This is a genomic window from Paenibacillus sp. Soil766 (assembly GCF_001428105.1).
Taxonomy (GTDB): domain Bacteria; phylum Bacillota; class Bacilli; order Paenibacillales; family NBRC-103111; genus Paenibacillus_E.
The window spans coordinates 1-16,170 of the sequence record NZ_LMSJ01000025.1 but is presented as its reverse complement, the minus strand read 5'-3'; the positions used below and the strand labels follow the sequence as shown (position 1 = coordinate 16,170).

Genomic DNA, 16,170 nt, shown 5'->3' with positions numbered 1-16,170 from the left:
AGTAATAGCAAATTGCTGTCAAACTGATAAATTTGGTTGGTTGTCCTAGTTTGTGCAGATCGGTGGGCATCATGCAGTTCATATGCAGTGAAAAAAAAGCCCGTATCAAAGCGAGGGCGCTCAGATACGGACTCTATACGTTAATGTTGTAATACCCACCTACAACTGACTCCTCCGTACACCTGCGTAGGCCATAAGGACCCCGATGGTGAAGCATACCAAGGCTGCCGTCATAAAGATACCATATCCATCTTCGACAGTGATGTTATTAACGATCACCATCGAAGAGTTAGAGAGTACGAACGCGCTCACGATCAAAGCCGGCATCGTCTTCCGAAACATACCGAAGTACAGCGGAATCAAGGATACACTTGCACAGGTGAAGGCGAAGATCAACATACGAATCGCTTCTGCGATCAGCCGATCATGGGTCAGCGTTTCCGTAATGTAATGGTAATGTGAATTAGCAATCAGGAGTGAGATCACCACGAAAATATTGTTGAGTAACACTGTGACGAAGGTCCAAACCCCGATAATGATCAATTTGGCCAAGAAGATCATCTTTCGAGGCACGGGGTAGGCGAAGAGAAGGGTAATCGTTTTGTTCCGATACTCGTCAATAACCATTCGGGACATGAGGACAGACGAGAAAATGATGAAGGTAATCCCGCAGTAGTTCATAATGCTCTGGAAGACTCGATCATAGCTTCTGACTTCATTATTTGGCACGTCGCTGCTCACGACCCATAGTGCTACCAGGAGATTGGTGATCACGGCGCAAAGTAGAAGTCCTCGCCACTTCGTCTTCTTCAGTTCCAGCTTAATGAGCTTCCATAGCATCACGGTTGCCTCCTTCGATGACCCCGAGGAAGTAGTCTTCGAGCGAGCGGGTCTTTTTGTTCAGGGCCTCGACGCCAATCTCATGCTGCACAAGTAAGCGATTCAGCTCTACAGGTGCAAGACGCGGATCATAGATGCGTATGGTGTTGCGCTCCATAATTTTATAATTCAGGATAGCCAACTTATCTTCGAGTACAAGCACAGCCCGCGGCACATCCGTCACGACAATCTCTGTATACTCGTTATGCCGCCCGCGAACCTGTTCCATGGACACCTCTTCGAGCAGCTTGCCATGATTAATGACGCCGATCGTATCGGCCAATTGCTCAATTTCCTGTAAAATATGGCTAGAAATAAGCAAGGTCATGCCAAACTCCTTGCTCAACATGCGAAATAGATCACGGATTTCACGAATCCCCGAGGGATCCATGCCATTGACAGGCTCGTCGAGGATGAGCAATTCCGGCTTCGTGCAGATGGCCCTGCCAATACCTAGGCGCTGCTTCATTCCCAGTGAGAAATCCTTCACAGGCTTATTGCCGATGTCGGACAGTCCAACGAGATCTAGTGTTTCAGGTATGGCTTTTGTATCGTAGTAGCCCATATACTCGCAGTGGAGCTCTAGATTAGCACGAGCAGTCAGATGGTCATAGAAGATCGGATACTCAATAATGCTGCCCATCCGTTTCATCGTTTCGTAAGAGTGGGGAGTAAGCGGAGCTCCGAACAATTCGATTTCTCCACTGGTTGGTGTGATGAGATTCGTAATCATCCGCATGACCGTTGTTTTGCCCGCACCATTCGGGCCGAGAAAGCCGTAGATCTCGCCACGGCGAACGTGCATGTTGACAGCGGAGACAACTTCGGTCTGTTTGTACCTTTTAGACAATTGTTTCGTTTGTAGAATAAGGCTCATCACATGGGTTCCTTTCAAAAGCGGATTGTGGGAAAACGGACCGTAAACACGGTCTTCACATGAGGGATACTGTGCAGGGAAATGCTCCCCTCCATGAGTTCTACTAACCGCTTCGTAATCGTGAGACCTAGGCCGCTGCCTTGATAGGTCTGGTTTCTGGAATCCTCCAGCGTGTAAAGACGCTCGAAGACATTTAGGCGATCTCGCTCGCCAATGCCCTTTCCTTGATCCCACACGTCGATATAGACGCCGTCCGCCTCTTGTCGGAGTGTGATGCCAATCCTGCCGCCATCTTTGCCGTAACGTATCGCGTTGGACAGCAAATTTTGCAGCACACGCCCGATCGCTTCTGTGTTGCCGTAGGCACAGATCGGCTCTTCGGGAATCGCAACATCAACCTCGAGACCTTGTGACTCAATTAATTCGTAGTAGAATAGAATGCCGTTCCGGCAAGCCTCACTCAGATTGATTTTGGATAAAGGGAGGGGTCGATCGCCGGATTCCAGTCGTGCCAGATCGAAAAACTGATTCGTCAGATTCAGGATGTCGAGCGTTCTCTCATGAACCTTGAGGGATAGTCGCTTCCGCTCCTCTTCGTTGGCAGTAAGATCATGTGCAAGGGTCTCTGTCAGACCCAGCACAACCGTAAGCGGTGTTTTCAAGTCATGGGACATGTTGGAAACCATTTTCCTAATTGCATTCTCCTTACGGGTATAGTCGGCTTCCACTTTGCGATTCGCATCGAGGAGTCGGTTGATGACAATGAGTAAGCGTTGGAGCTGGGTAGAATCGGTATGGAGATGAACCTTCTCTGAGGATTCCTGATCGAGAATATCGGTTAGCTTCGTTTGCAAATAGCGGAGATGACGCGATTGGTCGATTCTGATCTTCCATTGAACGAAGGTAAGTATCCCAAGTAAGATACACAGGCTGGGCCACACGACATGCATATCAGAAATCCCCCATTTTGTAACCAATCCCCCATACGGTCTTGATGTACCGCGGGTGCGCAGGATCGTCCTCAATCTTCTCCCGTAAGCGGGAAATATGGACCTGAATCGCATTCACATCGTCATAATAAGCGTCATTCCATACCGAACGATAAATTTGCTCCTTGGAGAAGGCGCGTTTGGGATGAGACATCAGCAGTTTTAAAATAAGGAGCTCCTTCGCCGTGAGGTTGAGGGGCGTGTCGTTTTTGGTCACGAGATGCTCATCGGGATGAAGCGTCAGCTCGTGGATGCGCAAGAGAGCTTGCTCGGCTGGTGCAGAAGGACTGGCATATTGGGAAGCTCGCCGCAAAATCGCTTTTACACGTGCCGACAACTCAATAAGCGAGAATGGCTTGGCCAAATAATCATCCGCCCCGAAGCCGAGACCCAATGCTTTCTCAACATCACTATCCTTCGCGGACAAAATGAGAACCGGCACCGTACTTCCGCTACGCACCCTGCGCAGCACCTCCATGCCATCGACCCCAGGCAGCATCAGATCCAGCAGAATCATATCAAAAGCTTCCTCGGCAAAGAGCCGCAGCGCCGCCTCCCCATCAGGGGCATGTCGAACAGTGAGACTCTCTTTGGTTAAATGGCCCAGGACCATTTCAGCAATTGCCGGGTCATCTTCTACAAGCAAAATGTGATTAGGCATGTTATTTCCACCTTTATGTCATATGCTTCCAGTATACCGCTTTGTCCGCTCATATTGAAACGGAATTGGTTATATAGAAACATCACGCTTTGCGAACACATACCAAGATAGAGCGAGGAATAGCAGTTGATAACAAGCCAACATTAGCAATGAAAAAGATAAAGACATACTGGTCATTAGCGGCCTGCCGTCCACATAACTCAGCAAATTCGTATTGGCGAAAATCAGAAATTTGGACCATTCAAATTGTTTGAGAACGTAGGCCAATTGCCCGCTTGTCAATAAGAAGAACAAGGAAATCCCGATGGCCATGGAGCTTGCACGAAACACAGAGGAGAACATGAAGGCAAGTGTGACCATGACGATCAATTCGATGCCGCTGTAGCCGATAGCTTTCCAGGTGTAAGCCGCATTCGAGAAAGCAGCCCCGGCATGAAGCTCGGAAGCACCATTAAATCCGAAAAAGATGCCACCTGTAAGAATAATGGTCACTAAAAGCAGTAGTGTAAGACCTAACCCGAACAATAGGACGGTCGTGAACTTGGATAATAAGATCGTTGAGCGGCTGAAGGGACGAATCAGCAGTAATTTGATTGTACCGCCAGAGAACTCGGAGGCTACGATGCCCGCGGCAACAATAATCGTAAACAAGGTGACAATATCCATGAGATTGGGAATGGCGGAAAGGCATAAATCTAAGAACTCCCACACATTGTTCGCAGCAAGCTCCTCTTCGTTCGCATACTTACAGAGAAGGGCGACCGCTATAACAAGGATCGGAATGAAGGCAATCATCACCCAGGTTCCGATTTTAGTGAAGATCTTAATGCCTTCATTTTGCACGAGTTTGGTGAAATTAAGCATAGTTGGCAACCTCCGTTAGCCTGATATATTTCTCTTCGAGTGTCAGCGTATCCGTCTGGGACTGTAAGTCTGCAAGCGAGAAGGTGCTACGTAGGCGGCCATCGATCACGACCCCGAAGCGATCGCACATGAGCTCCATTTCGGCGAGTAGATGAGAAGACACCATCACCGCGAGGCCTTCTTCAGCGGCCAGCTGGCGGACGAGCTGGCGCATTTCACGAATGCCCGCCGGGTCAAGACCATTGGTCGGCTCATCGAGGATGAGTACAGCGGGCTTATGGAGCAGGGCCTGGGCGATGCCCAGCCGCTGGCGCATGCCGAGCGAGTACGTCTTCACCTTATCGTGAATGCGGGCCGATAGCCCGACTAGCTGCACGATCTGATCGATACGGCTCTGTGGGATACTCCCGACCATGCGAGCGAATTGCATTAGATTTTGCATCCCGGTGAGATGCTTGTAGAGCTCGGGATTCTCGATAATCGCGCCGACGTGCCGAATCGCTTCCCGGAAGCTTGTGTGGATGCTGTGGCCGTTAATCGCGACATCGCCGTCGCTCATGCCGATGAGGCCGACCATCATGCGAATGGTTGTCGTTTTGCCGGCGCCATTGGGTCCGAGAAAGCCGAATACCTCGCCGGGGAAAAGCTCAAAACTAATCTGATCCACGATGCTCTTATGTCGAATCCGTTTCGTCAGATTACGTACTTCGACAACGGGTTGTATGTTCAAATGGTTCATATGCGTACCTCCGATTAATTTGATACGCTTATCTTACTAGATACATCATGCAGGACCCTTTCCTAAATCTTACGAAAGTCTTTCGATGCGGAGGTGAGGAGGCGGGGGCGGGTTTTCTAAGGATGCCGAGGATTCTAAGGATTCTAAGGAGTCTAAGGAGTCTGTGAATTCTGAGTATATGCTGAGTATTCTTAGTACTCACTGAGGTGTCGTTGAGGTGTCTGAGGTCGGCTGTCGATTCTCTAAGGTTATGTTGTCGATTCTCTAAGAGTCTCCGCAAACCCCCATCGCATCTTAATGGAAAAACTACAGTTATTTCCGCTGATTTCAGCCGATTTCGGCGTTTAACTGGAAAACCTACAGCTAATCCGATGCCATTTGCGCTAATGGGCCGAATATGGAGGAATTACTGTATGAAATCCATCTAATCATCCATTCGAGGTAATATTGGCGAAAATAGATGGAGGTTTTCCAGTTATTCAGCAATTAGCTGCTCGCAGCCAAATCCACAGGCACACTGGTTCCCTATGCTTTCGCTTTCATAAGACGGTCTCGTTTTCCCACGACCACACCACTGGCTTCAGTAGATGCCACGCATCCGCGTGGAAAACCTTGCATGTGCTAGCCCCACCGGGCTCATACTAATCAGAAAGCGTTCCTCCTAGCGGATGAATGCGCTGCTCAGGAGGTGACACAACACAATGCGAAATAGGAGCTGGACGCTCAGCCTGCTGGGCTTATTTCTTGTTTTTTGCTATGTGATGCTTCAATTTCTCATATCCACCGTGCATATTGGCCAGCTTGTGGGACAGATGGAGCCGCATAGCGAGGCTCAGCAGCCCTTCAAACACATTGTGCTCATCGCGCAAGAGCTAGACAACCCATTCTGGCGAACGGTTGAGAAGGGCGCGAGTGAAGCCGCAGTAAGCCATGGTATGAAGATTGATTACTTGGGTCCAATCCGTATCAATCCAGCTGAGCAAACGAGCCTGCTGGAGAAGTCAATTGCAGCTAAGCCGGATGCTCTGCTTGTTCAAGGGATCAAGGAGCCACAGTATGATAGGTTGATCAGCAAAGCGATCGATCAAGGCATTCCTGTGATTACGTTAGATGCGGATGAGCCAGACAGCCGCAGATTAACCTATGTAGGCACGGATAATCGGGAAGCGGGCAGACGGATGGGTGAACTCGTGGCAGGAGCAGCAATCGGTAAGGGGCGAATTGGCGTCATTATCGGAAGTGAGCAGGCGGAGAATCAGCAGCAGCGTTTAGAGGGATTTCGGGCAGCTATTGCGAACAGGCCTGATTATGAAATTATAGATATCCGGGCATCGAATATATCCCGCATTCAGGCGGCGAAACATACGGAAGCAATGCTCAAGCAATATCCCGCCATTCAGACGATGGTGGGTTTCAGCTCCTTAGATGCGGCAGGCATCACGGAAGGGGTGAAAGCAGCGCATCGAGACGGCATACTCGTGTTCGGCTTCGATGATATCGCATCGACAAGGCAGGGGATCAGCCAAGGAGCCATCAAAGCTTCTATCGTGCAACAACCCCATGAAATAGGTTCGGTAGCTGTACAGCTTCTAGCTTCTCATTTCCTGGGCAACACGTTACCTCAACAACATGTTACAGGTACCTACATCCTCGATACGACGACGTTAACACCTGTGAGTAGGAGTTCCCCGTGAACATACGTCGCATGTTGTTTATCGTGCTGCCTGCGCTGTTTATTTTGAATAATGCGGTGGCGTATTTCATATTCCATAGTGGCAGATCCGTACAGGAAAGCTATAATGTTATGCTCGATCGGGTATTGTTATACAAGCAAATTGCTGGGCAAACGCAGGACAATCTCCGTGCCATGAACGGCTACATCGTGGACCGAAGCGAAGGCAGCCGGTTGGCCTTCATACGCGAGAAGGAGGGGCTGGAGGCCCTGCAGCAGAAATTAGCTTCGCAGCAGACCCTCTCAGCGACCGACCACCTTACGTTCCGCAGCTATACCCATACGGTTGACACCTTCATGGCACAAGAAGCAGGCGTAATCCAAGCAGCCAGCAGCCCAGATACGTTAGCCTATACAGCCTTTTATGAAGAGGCAGAGCGGACGGCGGCATTCATACAGGAGGAAGGCTACCAATTGATTGATTTGGAGTTGAGCTACTATCAGCCGCTCTATCGGCAAATTCTGGTTCAAACGGAGGAGATGAATCAGTGGGGTGTCGTTATTTTCATCCTCACGACCTTGATCAGCATCTTGCTGGCCTATCGCATCTCATGGGGCATCTCGAGACCGATTAGCCAGCTGGTTCAAGTGGCGCAGCACATGTCGAACGGAGATCTGCATGCGCCAATCCCCCATTTGCCTGTAGAGCATGAGTTTGGTGTGTTAGCACGTGCCTTTGGACATATGCAGGATAATCTCAAAGCGCTTATTGTGAAGGAAACAGAAGGATTGGAGAAGGACAAGCAGTTGAAAGAAATGGAGCTCGAGGTGTTGCAAAATCAAATGAACCCTCACTTTCTCTTCAATTCCTTGAATGTGTTGTCCAAGCTTGCCCTACTGGAGGGTGCCGAGCAAACGAGTGATTTGACGGTCACGATGTCGAATCTACTCCGCTATAATTTGCGAAAGCTAGATCGTCCTGTGCGGCTTAGAGATGAGGTGGAGCATGCCAAACAGTATTTCACAATACAGCAAGCTAGGTTCCGCAATCGCATTCAGTTTGTGATGGAGATTGATGAGGGCGGACTGGACGTTCCCGTACCGATGCTTACGCTGCAGCCGATCCTTGAAAATGTGTTCGTACACGGGATCGAGGGAATGGAAGAAGGAGCCGTCATTCAGCTCACGATTACACAAGGGAGCGGTGAAACGCTAGTCGCGATCTCCGACAATGGGGTGGGGATGAGCGAAGAGATCCGTGAAGCTCTGCTTGATGTGGACGGGGAACCTCAGGTTACCCGCGCCAATGGCCAGTCCACAGGTTTAGGAACACGAAATGTGTTCAAACGATTAGCTTTATTTTATGGTCAAAAGGATCTCGTCCGCATTCAAAGTGATCCTGGCCGAGGGACGAAGGTCTTCTTGCGGCTGCCTGCCGAAGGAAAGGAAGTTGGAGATGTATCGCTTACTGATCGCCGATGATGAAGCGTTAGAGAGAGAAGGCATCGAATGGATCGTGGGCCGAATGATGCCGAATACATTCGAGGTCATTCATGCGGAGAATGGCCGCATTGCGATTCAAAAAGCGGACGAGCACCGCCCCCACATCATCCTAATGGATATCCGAATGCCGGGTATTCAGGGGTTGGAAGCATTAAGAGAAATCAAAGAGGGACATCCTCAGACGAAAATGGTGCTAGTGACCGCTTACGAGCAATTCGAGTATGCCAGAGAGGCCCTTTCCTTAGGGGTCAAGGACTATCTAGTCAAACCAGCCAAACGGGATCAGATTGTTGAGCTCCTACAGCGCTTAGTTGCGGAAATTGAGCAAGAAGGGCGGAAGCGGGAGGGGGAGCTCGCGATGCGGGATAACTATTTTCAGCTGCTTCCGCTGGCTGAGACGGAAATGGCATTGGTCATTATGTCCGATCCTGTGAATGAAACGGATGCCGGGTATTTGGCTGATATTTTGCAGATATCCACGGAACAGGGATGTGGGCTAGTCCTTGCTCTGCCAGAGCTTGGCCCTATATCCGACAAGGAAGTCGCAACCACGAAGAAGAAAATCTACGAAACCGTCAAAACCTTTACGAAAGGTTATCTCAAGAATCGCGTCGGGTGTGTCGTCAGCTCGATGGTGCATTGGCATATGGCCATCTTCCTAGTGGACCGCGCTCCGATGACTGCTGAGGTGCTGCGGGAAGAAGCAGCATCCTTAGGTGCGAAGCTCGTAGAACATCTGCGACAGGTACGCGGCATTGACGTGAATATTGGCATCGGTTCGATTCGGTATGAGATGGAGGGGATCCGGACGTCCTACTTTGAAGCGGTATTTGCGGCGACGTATGATAAAAAGTGGGGAAACCTGAGGTCCTTCGAGGAACTAAAAGGACTCCCTACTGAAGGGCAGCGAGGCCTGATCGAACCGCGTACCGCTGATAATTCATCAGAGCGTACCTATGTGGAGCTAGCCATTAGGCGAATCCGAGAAGAGCGTGAACACCAGACATGGACGGTGCTGGATCGCGCGCTGACTTACATTCATGAGAAGCTTCAGGAAGACATTTCACTCGAGGATGTTGCTGAGCTTGTCCACTTGAATCCCCATTATTTTAGCAAAGTATTCAAACAGCAAACCGGAGAAACTTTCATCGACTATGTGACACGACTGCGTATTGAGAGGGCCAAGGACCTCATTAACGAGGGTCAGCTTAGCCTGAAGGAAGTCAGCTATATGGTCGGTTATAAGGATCCGAATTATTTCAGCCGCGTGTTCAAAAAGGTGACAGGTGTTACCCCAACGGAGTATCGCACGGGGCAATAAGGAAGAATAGTCCATGCTGGGGCAAGGACTATTTTGTTATTTCCGGACAAGATTGTGCTAGCCGAAGGCTCGGGGGAGGCGTGAGTCTGTGACGGATTATTTTTATGCTGGTATATCACAAATTAGTGCAGGGAAAGGTTCCCCAGCTGTCATATCGCCCATGCTATAATGAGTCTCGCTTCACACGAAATGTAAGATTAAAGACTCGCATGAAGATGCGGTAGACGTCAGAAGGGACCATCATTATGAGTGTACAAATAGACAATTCAAGCCAGCAAGTTAGCATAAAATTCGTCACGCTTGTCTCCATTGTTGCTGCGCTCGGCGGGCTTTTGTTCGGCTTCGATACGGCCGTCGTATCGGGAGCGGTTGGTTTCATGAAAGAACGCTTTACACTTAGTGAAGTGGAGGTAGGCTGGGCAGTTTCCAGCTTAATTATTGGGTGCATCGTGGGTGCAGCAGCATCTGGTGTCCTGAGTGATCGTTTCGGTCGAAAAAAGGTGCTCATCACAGCGGCGCTGCTTTTCATTATTGGCTCTATTGGATCTGCGATCCCGGATACATTCACGGGGTATATTATTGCTCGTATCATTGGCGGACTCGGCATCGGGATCACCTCAACGCTTTGCCCGCTGTATAACGCGGAGATAGCACCTGCGAAATATCGCGGCCGACTGGTGGCATTGAACCAATTTGCTACGGTGACGGGGATTTTCCTCGTGTATTTCATCAATACCAGCATTGCGAATCATTCCAATGAAGCCTGGAATATTGCAACGGGCTGGCGTTGGATGTTCGGCTTCGGGGCATTTCCTGGCTTAGTGTTCTTAGTGCTGCTTTTCTTCGTGCCCGAAAGCCCAAGATGGTTAATCAAGCAAGGAAGGGCTGAGGAGTCACTTCCGATCCTGCTCCGCATTCATGGGGAAGAACTGGCTAGGAAAGAAGTGATGGAGATCAAGGAATCGTTTAAACAAGAAAATGGCTCCATTCGCCAACTATTCAGCCCAGCGCTGCGCCTTGCGTTAATCGTCGGTGTGGGCCTAGCCGTTCTCCAGCAAGTGACTGGTATCAATGCGGTGATGTACTATGCGCCTGAGATTTTCAAACAAACGGGCACAGGCACGAATGCTGCGCTGACTCAGACGATTCTGGTCGGGTTAATTAACTTTCTCTTCACCATCCTAGCGATATGGCTTATCGATAAAGTTGGTCGGAAGGTGTTGCTGCTAGTTGGTTCCGCTTCAATGACGATCTGCTTAGCGGTGATAGGTATCGCGTTCCACACGGGCCACACATCAGGCAATCTTGTACTCGTCTTTATCCTACTTTACGTAGCCTCTTTCGCGGTGTCCTTAGGTCCTGTGGTATGGGTGATCATGTCCGAAATTTTCCCGAATCGTATTCGCGGCAAGGCAACAGCCATCGCTTCGATGGCACTGTGGATCGCAGATTATGTGGTTTCACAGACGTTCCCTCCACTGCTTAGCTCTGCAGGTCCAGCGCTAACCTTCTGGATCTTCGGCATCCTTTCCTTGGTGACGTTCTTCTTCACCATGCGAGTTGTGCCTGAAACCAAGGGCAGATCACTGGAAGAAATCGAATCCCTATGGTCCGCGAAAAAAGCATAGAAGCATGAACAGAAAGGCCGGGGCCCTAACCTCGGCTTTTTGGCTACCACATAAGAAAGTATAAGTTTTCGGCTTCCGAAAACAGCTTTCTTATTGGCGATAAAACCATTTATAGGGATCTTTGGTCGGAGACCAAAGTCTCTCCTCTTCAAACGCGGTCGCTCATCTGTGAGTGGCCTCGATAGAGGTTTTCTCATTTCTTGATTTGAACACGTATCTACAGGTAAGATGAAGCTAGGACAATTCGATATGCTTTTTAATAGGACGAAGTAGAGGAGGCATCGTATGATAGCTGATCTTCAATCCACCCAAGGTGGATATTTGGCTCGTTATGAGCGTCATTGGCCGCATGATGTGAAGGAAGTCTGGTCATGGTTGACGGAAAATGACAAGCTAACGAAATGGTTTCCCGAGTTAGAGGTAGGCGAACTCCGTGAAGGCGGCATGATAAAGTTCAATATGCCCGACGGGACAATTATTCCTATGGACATTCTTGAATTCATCCAAGATCAGGTTTTGGCTTTTACATGGGATGAGGATCGCGTTCGTTTCGAGCTTCACGCGGATTCAGACGGTGGATGTCGTCTCGTGTTCAGTGAGTACTTGCATCAAATAACAGCGCACACGCCAAGAGATTTGGCCGGATGGCACGTGTGTTTAGAAGTGATTGAGGCGTTGCTAGCAGGTAGAACGATTGCGTCACGTAAGGATATGTGGAATGACTGGTATGTGAAGTATAAGCAACTGACAGACGCAGTCCTAACGAATCAGACCTAAAACATACATCAAAATGGGATAACGGAGGCGAAATCATGAAGGCACTATTTATTGGCGGAACGGGTACCATCAGCTCGGCGATTACGAAACAACTGCTTGCCACAGGCTGTGAGCTCTATTTATTGAACCGAGGCACGCGCAATGCGGACTTGCCAGAAGGTGCGCGCATCCTGCAGGCGGACATTAACGACGAGGAGCGCGTGGCGAAGCTGATTGCGGACTTATCGTTCGATGTTGTCGCGGATTTTATCGCGTTCGAGCCTTCTCAATTGGAGCGGGATTACCGACTTTTTCAAGGCAAAACGAAACAATTCATCTTCATCAGCTCGGCTTCCGCGTATCAGACACCTTTATCCGATTACCGGATCACGGAAGGAACGCCATTATCCAACCCCTTATGGGCTTACTCCAGAAATAAAATCGCTTGTGAAGAGTACTTAGTGAAACAATACCGGGAGCAAGGCTTCCCGATTACGATTATCCGGCCGAGTCATACGTACGATGAGCGCTCCATCCCGCTTGGTGTACATGGTGCGAAGGGGAGCTGGCAAGTAGCGAAGCGCATGTTGGAGAACAAGCCCGTGATCATTCACGGTGACGGAACGTCGCTATGGACGATGACGCAGAATAGCGATTTTGCCAAAGGATTCATTGGCCTCATGGGCAATCTCCATGCGATTGGGGAATCTGTTCATATCACGTCTGATGAGACATTGACGTGGAATCAGATCTACGAGGCCATCGCGGATGCGCTAGGCGTGAAGCTTCATGCGGTGCATGTGGCCTCAGAGTTCCTCGATGCTTGCAGCGCGCAGGACTACCGTGGAGGCTTGCTTGGAGATAAGGCGAACTCCGTTGTTTTCGACAACACGAAGTTGAAGCGGCTTATGCCCGAATTCGTGGCTACGACGCGATTTGATCAAGGAATAAAGCAGACAATCGCGAATATCCTAGCTAATCCGGAGCTTCAGCGGGAAGATCCGGAATTCGATGTGTGGTGCGACAAGGTCATTGGAGCACTGGAGTCTGCCAAGAAAGCGATCCTCGCGTAAATCGCTCATGGGCTGGACAAGGCACCCTCGAGGTTGAGGGTGCCTTGTCTCATGTTCAATCAGACTTCAACTGATTGCTGATTTCGGATTTCAGACTTTGGATATCTCGCCTCGACTAAATGGAAAACATACAGTTAATTTCCTTGATTTCTTTTTCGAAATCGACGATTAAATGGAAATTATGTAGTTAAATCATGCGATTTCTCCAATATTCTCTCGAATTCTCGGAATTACATGGAGAATTTCCGGTTAATTCACTTAAACACGAATTAGAGATGAAAATAGCTGTACAAAATACAGGTATTCTTGTGTTTGGCACAAGCTGTTCGCCTTCCTCTTTTAGCAATCACGCAATAATGATCGGCAGCCGTTGGCTGCATACACAAAGGGACGTACTTCTCAAAGTACAGTCCCTTTTCTCATGAAGTGACTTAAATTAGAATGTCCAACGTACCGTTGGGATTCATGTTCATTTGCTTGCTCGCAGCGTTGCTCGGGCCGTCAGGGCCGTTCGAGTTCCGAGCACTGGAATCGTTTTGGCTAGTGCTGCCACTGTTACCGCTGCTGCTAGATCTCGAGCTCGCCTGCGCGATCTGCTGATCAATCTGCTGGATTTGTTGCTGAATGAGCTGTGTCTTGCGCTCCTTCGTCTTCTGATCGTCCTTGCTCTGCTGTTCCTTCGTTAGCTCGGTTTGCAGCTTGGCCTTTTGTTTCTCAAGGGCGGCTGTGTCCGTTGAGTTAGTAGGGGAGGAATACGAGCTAGTGCTGGATGTGGAAGATACACTGGAAATATTCATGTTGGTCTTAGCCTCATTTCTAGCTTTATGGAAATGTTTAGAAAGCTCATCTGAGTATGACAGAACGGATTGATGGGAAGCTGAACGTATCCTGAGGATTTGCTTAAAATTAGGAAGAAGGTAAGGCAAGCTGGAACTTGTTCACCTTATTCCCCATGAAATCCGTATAATGGATAGATAAGGATACGTATTCGAAAGGCGGATAATGATGTCGAATTTCATTAGAATCGGACTCTTTTCCAAAATCGCACAGGTGACCATACGCACCCTGCGCCATTACGATGAGCGCGGCCTACTAAAGCCTGCTTATATCGATACCGCGACTAGTTATCGGTATTATACCTATGAACAGCTCACTCGAATTCATCATATTGTGGTGCTGAAAGAGACGGGGTTTTCGTTAGATGAAATCGCGACGATGATCGATCAAGCACTCACCATGGACGACATGAAGCAGATGATGCACAAGAAGAAAGCGGAGCTAGCGAATCAAATCGAGGAAGCTGCGCAACAAATGGCGCGCATTGAGTCTAGATTGCATCAACTAGAACGACTGGGTGAGAAGCCTGCTTATGAGGTTGGGATTAAGCAGGTGCCCGCGCTCTATATGGCCGGACTTCGCCGAATAATACCACGCCTACAGGATATGCCCGTCTACCGCTGTCAGATGTTCGAGGAGCTCGAGGAAGGGCTGGGAGGCCGTGCATCGATCGACCCTATGCAACAAGAATACGTTCTGTATCATATGACGGAGTTTATTGAGGAGAATTTCGACATTGAAGTAGGGTTTAGCTTTGATTCATTAGCGCACTTACGTCCAGCTGGTCCAATTACCATTTATGAAATTCCAGCTGAGCCTATGGTGGCAAGCCTCGTTTACAAAGGTCCTTTCATGGGTGTCGGGGAGGGGATTCTAGCGCTTTTTACATGGCTTGGGGCAAATGGCTATGCACAAACCGGTCCGGTTCGCGAGCTGCACCTATTCGGTAGAGAAAACCATCTCGATGATTACAACAATGTAGTCGTGGAGCTTCAAGTGGCCATATCCCAATAATCCGCCAACTATTTTCGGAATGTCTCTTGACTCTCTCGTTACGGTAGACAATATCGTTAGGGTATCGAAGAAGAGGGGGCATGATGAATGAGTAATCAAGTGCATGTGATTGTTGGAACGGGGCCACTAGGGATGGCGATCATGAGGGAATTAAAGCGGCGCGGGGTCGAGCGCATACGTATGGTGAATCGCAACGGTAGATTGTCCGAGGCCACAGCGGTGGAAGTGGCTAGAGGGGATGCTTCCCAACTTGCTGAAGCAGTGGCACTGTGCAAGGATGCGGCAGTGGTCTATCACTGTGCTCATCCGGGCTATACGAACTGGCCGACCGAATTCCCCGGCCTTACCCGAGGGATTATGGCAGGTGCGACTGCTGCGGGTGCGAAGCTGATCTACGGCGATAACCTGTATATGTATGGCCAGCAGAAACAGCCTCTGACGGAGAACCTACCGCACCTAGCTACCGGCAAAAAAGGGCAAACACGCGCCCAGATGGCGGAGGAATTGCTGCTTGCGCATCAATCGGGGAAGGCACGCGTGGCGATTGGCCGCGCCTCGGACTTCTATGGTCCAGGTGTGAAACAGTCCTCCCTAGGAGAGCGAGTATTTGGCTTCGCTTTAAGCGGCAAGCCAGTAAGTTTGTTAGGTAATCTGGATATGCCACATACCTACACGTATATTGATGACTTCGCCAGAGGTCTCGTAACACTCGCTCAAGAGGATCGTGCTTTGGGGGGAGTCTGGCATATTCCAAGTGCGAATACACTCACAACCAGGGAGATGTTGACGCTGATTTTCGAAGAGTTAGGCTCCACAAGGAAAATAAGCACATTATCCCGTGGTATGGTGACGATGATCGGTCTATTCCATCCGATGCTGAGGGAGCTCAAGGAAGTACTTTACGAGTTTGAACACCCCTTCATCTTGGATCACAGCAAATTTGAGGCTGCCTTTGGCCCGCAAACGACGACTCCGCATGTGGAAGCTATCAGGCATACAGTACGGTGGTTTAAGGAAACGATGCAGGAACAGCGGGCTCAGTAGCAGGGGCCATGTCACAGTATGTCCTGCAACTAGAGTCTGTGGAAGAGATCGAGCAGTACGTAAGGACAACGCTGCAGCTGACATGCTTAGCTTGATTTCTCTGCTGTTAGTGATGAAAAACATCACTAATGCACCAGAAAAAGCGAGCTGAGTCAGATTAGAGCGCTGTTAGTGATGAAAATGAATTTAGACTTAGTAGTGGACACAACGAATTGGGGAGTTAGATAATAGACCTATCCAAATTACGAGGTGTCCGAGATGAGTGAATTCCGCCAACGTTACAATCAAAAGCCGCCAACGTTACAATCAAAAG

General features: G+C 49.4%; 14 protein-coding genes and 1 pseudogene. 8 read left to right on the top strand and 7 right to left on the bottom strand.

Annotated elements, in window-relative coordinates:
• Positions 1–159 precede the first annotated feature (159 nt).
• The 6 genes and pseudogenes from ASG89_RS20005 to ASG89_RS19980 form a co-directional block, all read right to left on the bottom strand.
• Complete coding sequence (locus ASG89_RS20005) at positions 160–840, bottom strand: ABC transporter permease (RefSeq protein WP_057312846.1); 681 nt, start codon at positions 838–840, stop codon at positions 160–162.
• On the bottom strand, positions 821–1,756 hold the full coding sequence (locus tag ASG89_RS20000; protein ID WP_057312845.1) for an ABC transporter ATP-binding protein: 936 nt from the start codon (positions 1,754–1,756) through the stop codon (positions 821–823). The genes ASG89_RS20005 and ASG89_RS20000 overlap by 20 nt, the downstream gene beginning before the upstream one ends.
• 14 nt (positions 1,757–1,770) lie before the next feature.
• Positions 1,771–2,706 (bottom strand): sensor histidine kinase, encoded by a 936-nt coding sequence (locus ASG89_RS19995; RefSeq protein ID WP_057312844.1) that lies wholly within the window; start codon positions 2,704–2,706, stop codon positions 1,771–1,773.
• A gap of 1 nt (position 2,707) precedes the next feature.
• Positions 2,708–3,406, bottom strand: coding sequence for a response regulator transcription factor (locus tag ASG89_RS19990; protein WP_057312843.1), 699 nt, complete (start codon positions 3,404–3,406; stop codon positions 2,708–2,710).
• Between the two features lie 69 nt (positions 3,407–3,475).
• Complete coding sequence (locus tag ASG89_RS19985) at positions 3,476–4,270, bottom strand: ABC transporter permease (RefSeq protein WP_057312842.1); 795 nt, start codon at positions 4,268–4,270, stop codon at positions 3,476–3,478.
• A 1-nt stretch (position 4,271) separates the two neighbouring features.
• Positions 4,272–4,994: pseudogene (locus ASG89_RS19980) on the bottom strand (ABC transporter ATP-binding protein); the annotation flags it as partial.
• A gap of 716 nt (positions 4,995–5,710) precedes the next feature.
• Here ASG89_RS19980 and ASG89_RS19975 point away from each other — a divergent pair.
• The 6 genes from ASG89_RS19975 to ASG89_RS19950 all read left to right on the top strand — a co-directional run bounded on the left by ASG89_RS19975 (position 5,711) and on the right by ASG89_RS19950 (position 12,962).
• Positions 5,711–6,703 carry a substrate-binding domain-containing protein gene (locus tag ASG89_RS19975; RefSeq protein WP_057312840.1) on the top strand — a complete coding sequence of 331 codons (993 nt, stop codon included), beginning with the start codon at positions 5,711–5,713 and terminating at the stop codon, positions 6,701–6,703.
• A complete protein-coding gene (locus ASG89_RS19970; RefSeq protein ID WP_057312839.1) occupies positions 6,700–8,163 on the top strand; it encodes a sensor histidine kinase in 1,464 nt (487 codons plus the stop codon). Before ASG89_RS19975 ends, ASG89_RS19970 begins: the two co-directional genes overlap by 4 nt.
• On the top strand, positions 8,138–9,505 hold the full coding sequence (locus ASG89_RS19965; protein WP_057312838.1) for an AraC family transcriptional regulator: 1,368 nt from the start codon (positions 8,138–8,140) through the stop codon (positions 9,503–9,505). The genes ASG89_RS19970 and ASG89_RS19965 overlap by 26 nt, the downstream gene beginning before the upstream one ends.
• 245 nt (positions 9,506–9,750) lie before the next feature.
• A complete protein-coding gene (locus ASG89_RS19960; RefSeq protein WP_057312837.1) occupies positions 9,751–11,133 on the top strand; it encodes a sugar porter family MFS transporter in 1,383 nt (460 codons plus the stop codon).
• A gap of 285 nt (positions 11,134–11,418) precedes the next feature.
• Entirely contained in the window at positions 11,419–11,910 is a 492-nt protein-coding gene (locus ASG89_RS19955; RefSeq protein ID WP_057312836.1) for an SRPBCC family protein, read from the top strand.
• Between the two features lie 35 nt (positions 11,911–11,945).
• Positions 11,946–12,962 carry an SDR family oxidoreductase gene (locus tag ASG89_RS19950; RefSeq protein WP_057312835.1) on the top strand — a complete coding sequence of 339 codons (1,017 nt, stop codon included), beginning with the start codon at positions 11,946–11,948 and terminating at the stop codon, positions 12,960–12,962.
• A gap of 431 nt (positions 12,963–13,393) precedes the next feature.
• Here ASG89_RS19950 and ASG89_RS19945 read toward each other — a convergent pair whose 3' ends face one another.
• Positions 13,394–13,759: a FlxA-like family protein gene (locus tag ASG89_RS19945; protein WP_057312834.1), complete on the bottom strand. Its 366-nt coding sequence runs from the start codon at positions 13,757–13,759 to the stop codon at positions 13,394–13,396.
• Between the two features lie 205 nt (positions 13,760–13,964).
• On the opposite strand from ASG89_RS19945, the gene ASG89_RS19940 reads away from it, so the two are divergent.
• Positions 13,965–14,813, top strand: a complete 849-nt coding sequence (locus ASG89_RS19940) for a MerR family transcriptional regulator (protein WP_082593457.1) — start codon at positions 13,965–13,967, stop codon at positions 14,811–14,813.
• Positions 14,814–14,900: 87 nt separating this feature from the next.
• Positions 14,901–15,857 carry an SDR family oxidoreductase gene (locus ASG89_RS19935; RefSeq protein ID WP_057312832.1) on the top strand — a complete coding sequence of 319 codons (957 nt, stop codon included), beginning with the start codon at positions 14,901–14,903 and terminating at the stop codon, positions 15,855–15,857.
• Positions 15,858–16,170: the final 313 nt, after the last annotated feature.

What these genes read in the sequence shown, in the direction of transcription:
- ASG89_RS20005 (WP_057312846.1), bottom strand. Translation starts at nt 840, where the DNA reads ATGCTATGGAAGCTCATTAAGCTGGAACTGAAGAAGACGAAGTGGCGA.
- ASG89_RS20000 (WP_057312845.1), bottom strand. Translation starts at nt 1,756, where the DNA reads ATGAGCCTTATTCTACAAACGAAACAATTGTCTAAAAGGTACAAACAG.
- ASG89_RS19995 (WP_057312844.1), bottom strand. Translation starts at nt 2,706, where the DNA reads ATGCATGTCGTGTGGCCCAGCCTGTGTATCTTACTTGGGATACTTACC.
- ASG89_RS19990 (WP_057312843.1), bottom strand. Translation starts at nt 3,406, where the DNA reads ATGCCTAATCACATTTTGCTTGTAGAAGATGACCCGGCAATTGCTGAA.
- ASG89_RS19985 (WP_057312842.1), bottom strand. Translation starts at nt 4,270, where the DNA reads ATGCTTAATTTCACCAAACTCGTGCAAAATGAAGGCATTAAGATCTTC.
- ASG89_RS19975 (WP_057312840.1), top strand. Translation starts at nt 5,711, where the DNA reads ATGCGAAATAGGAGCTGGACGCTCAGCCTGCTGGGCTTATTTCTTGTT.
- ASG89_RS19965 (WP_057312838.1), top strand. Translation starts at nt 8,138, where the DNA reads ATGTATCGCTTACTGATCGCCGATGATGAAGCGTTAGAGAGAGAAGGC.
- ASG89_RS19960 (WP_057312837.1), top strand. Translation starts at nt 9,751, where the DNA reads ATGAGTGTACAAATAGACAATTCAAGCCAGCAAGTTAGCATAAAATTC.
- ASG89_RS19955 (WP_057312836.1), top strand. Translation starts at nt 11,419, where the DNA reads ATGATAGCTGATCTTCAATCCACCCAAGGTGGATATTTGGCTCGTTAT.
- ASG89_RS19950 (WP_057312835.1), top strand. Translation starts at nt 11,946, where the DNA reads ATGAAGGCACTATTTATTGGCGGAACGGGTACCATCAGCTCGGCGATT.
- ASG89_RS19945 (WP_057312834.1), bottom strand. Translation starts at nt 13,759, where the DNA reads ATGAATATTTCCAGTGTATCTTCCACATCCAGCACTAGCTCGTATTCC.
- ASG89_RS19940 (WP_082593457.1), top strand. Translation starts at nt 13,965, where the DNA reads ATGATGTCGAATTTCATTAGAATCGGACTCTTTTCCAAAATCGCACAG.
- ASG89_RS19935 (WP_057312832.1), top strand. Translation starts at nt 14,901, where the DNA reads ATGAGTAATCAAGTGCATGTGATTGTTGGAACGGGGCCACTAGGGATG.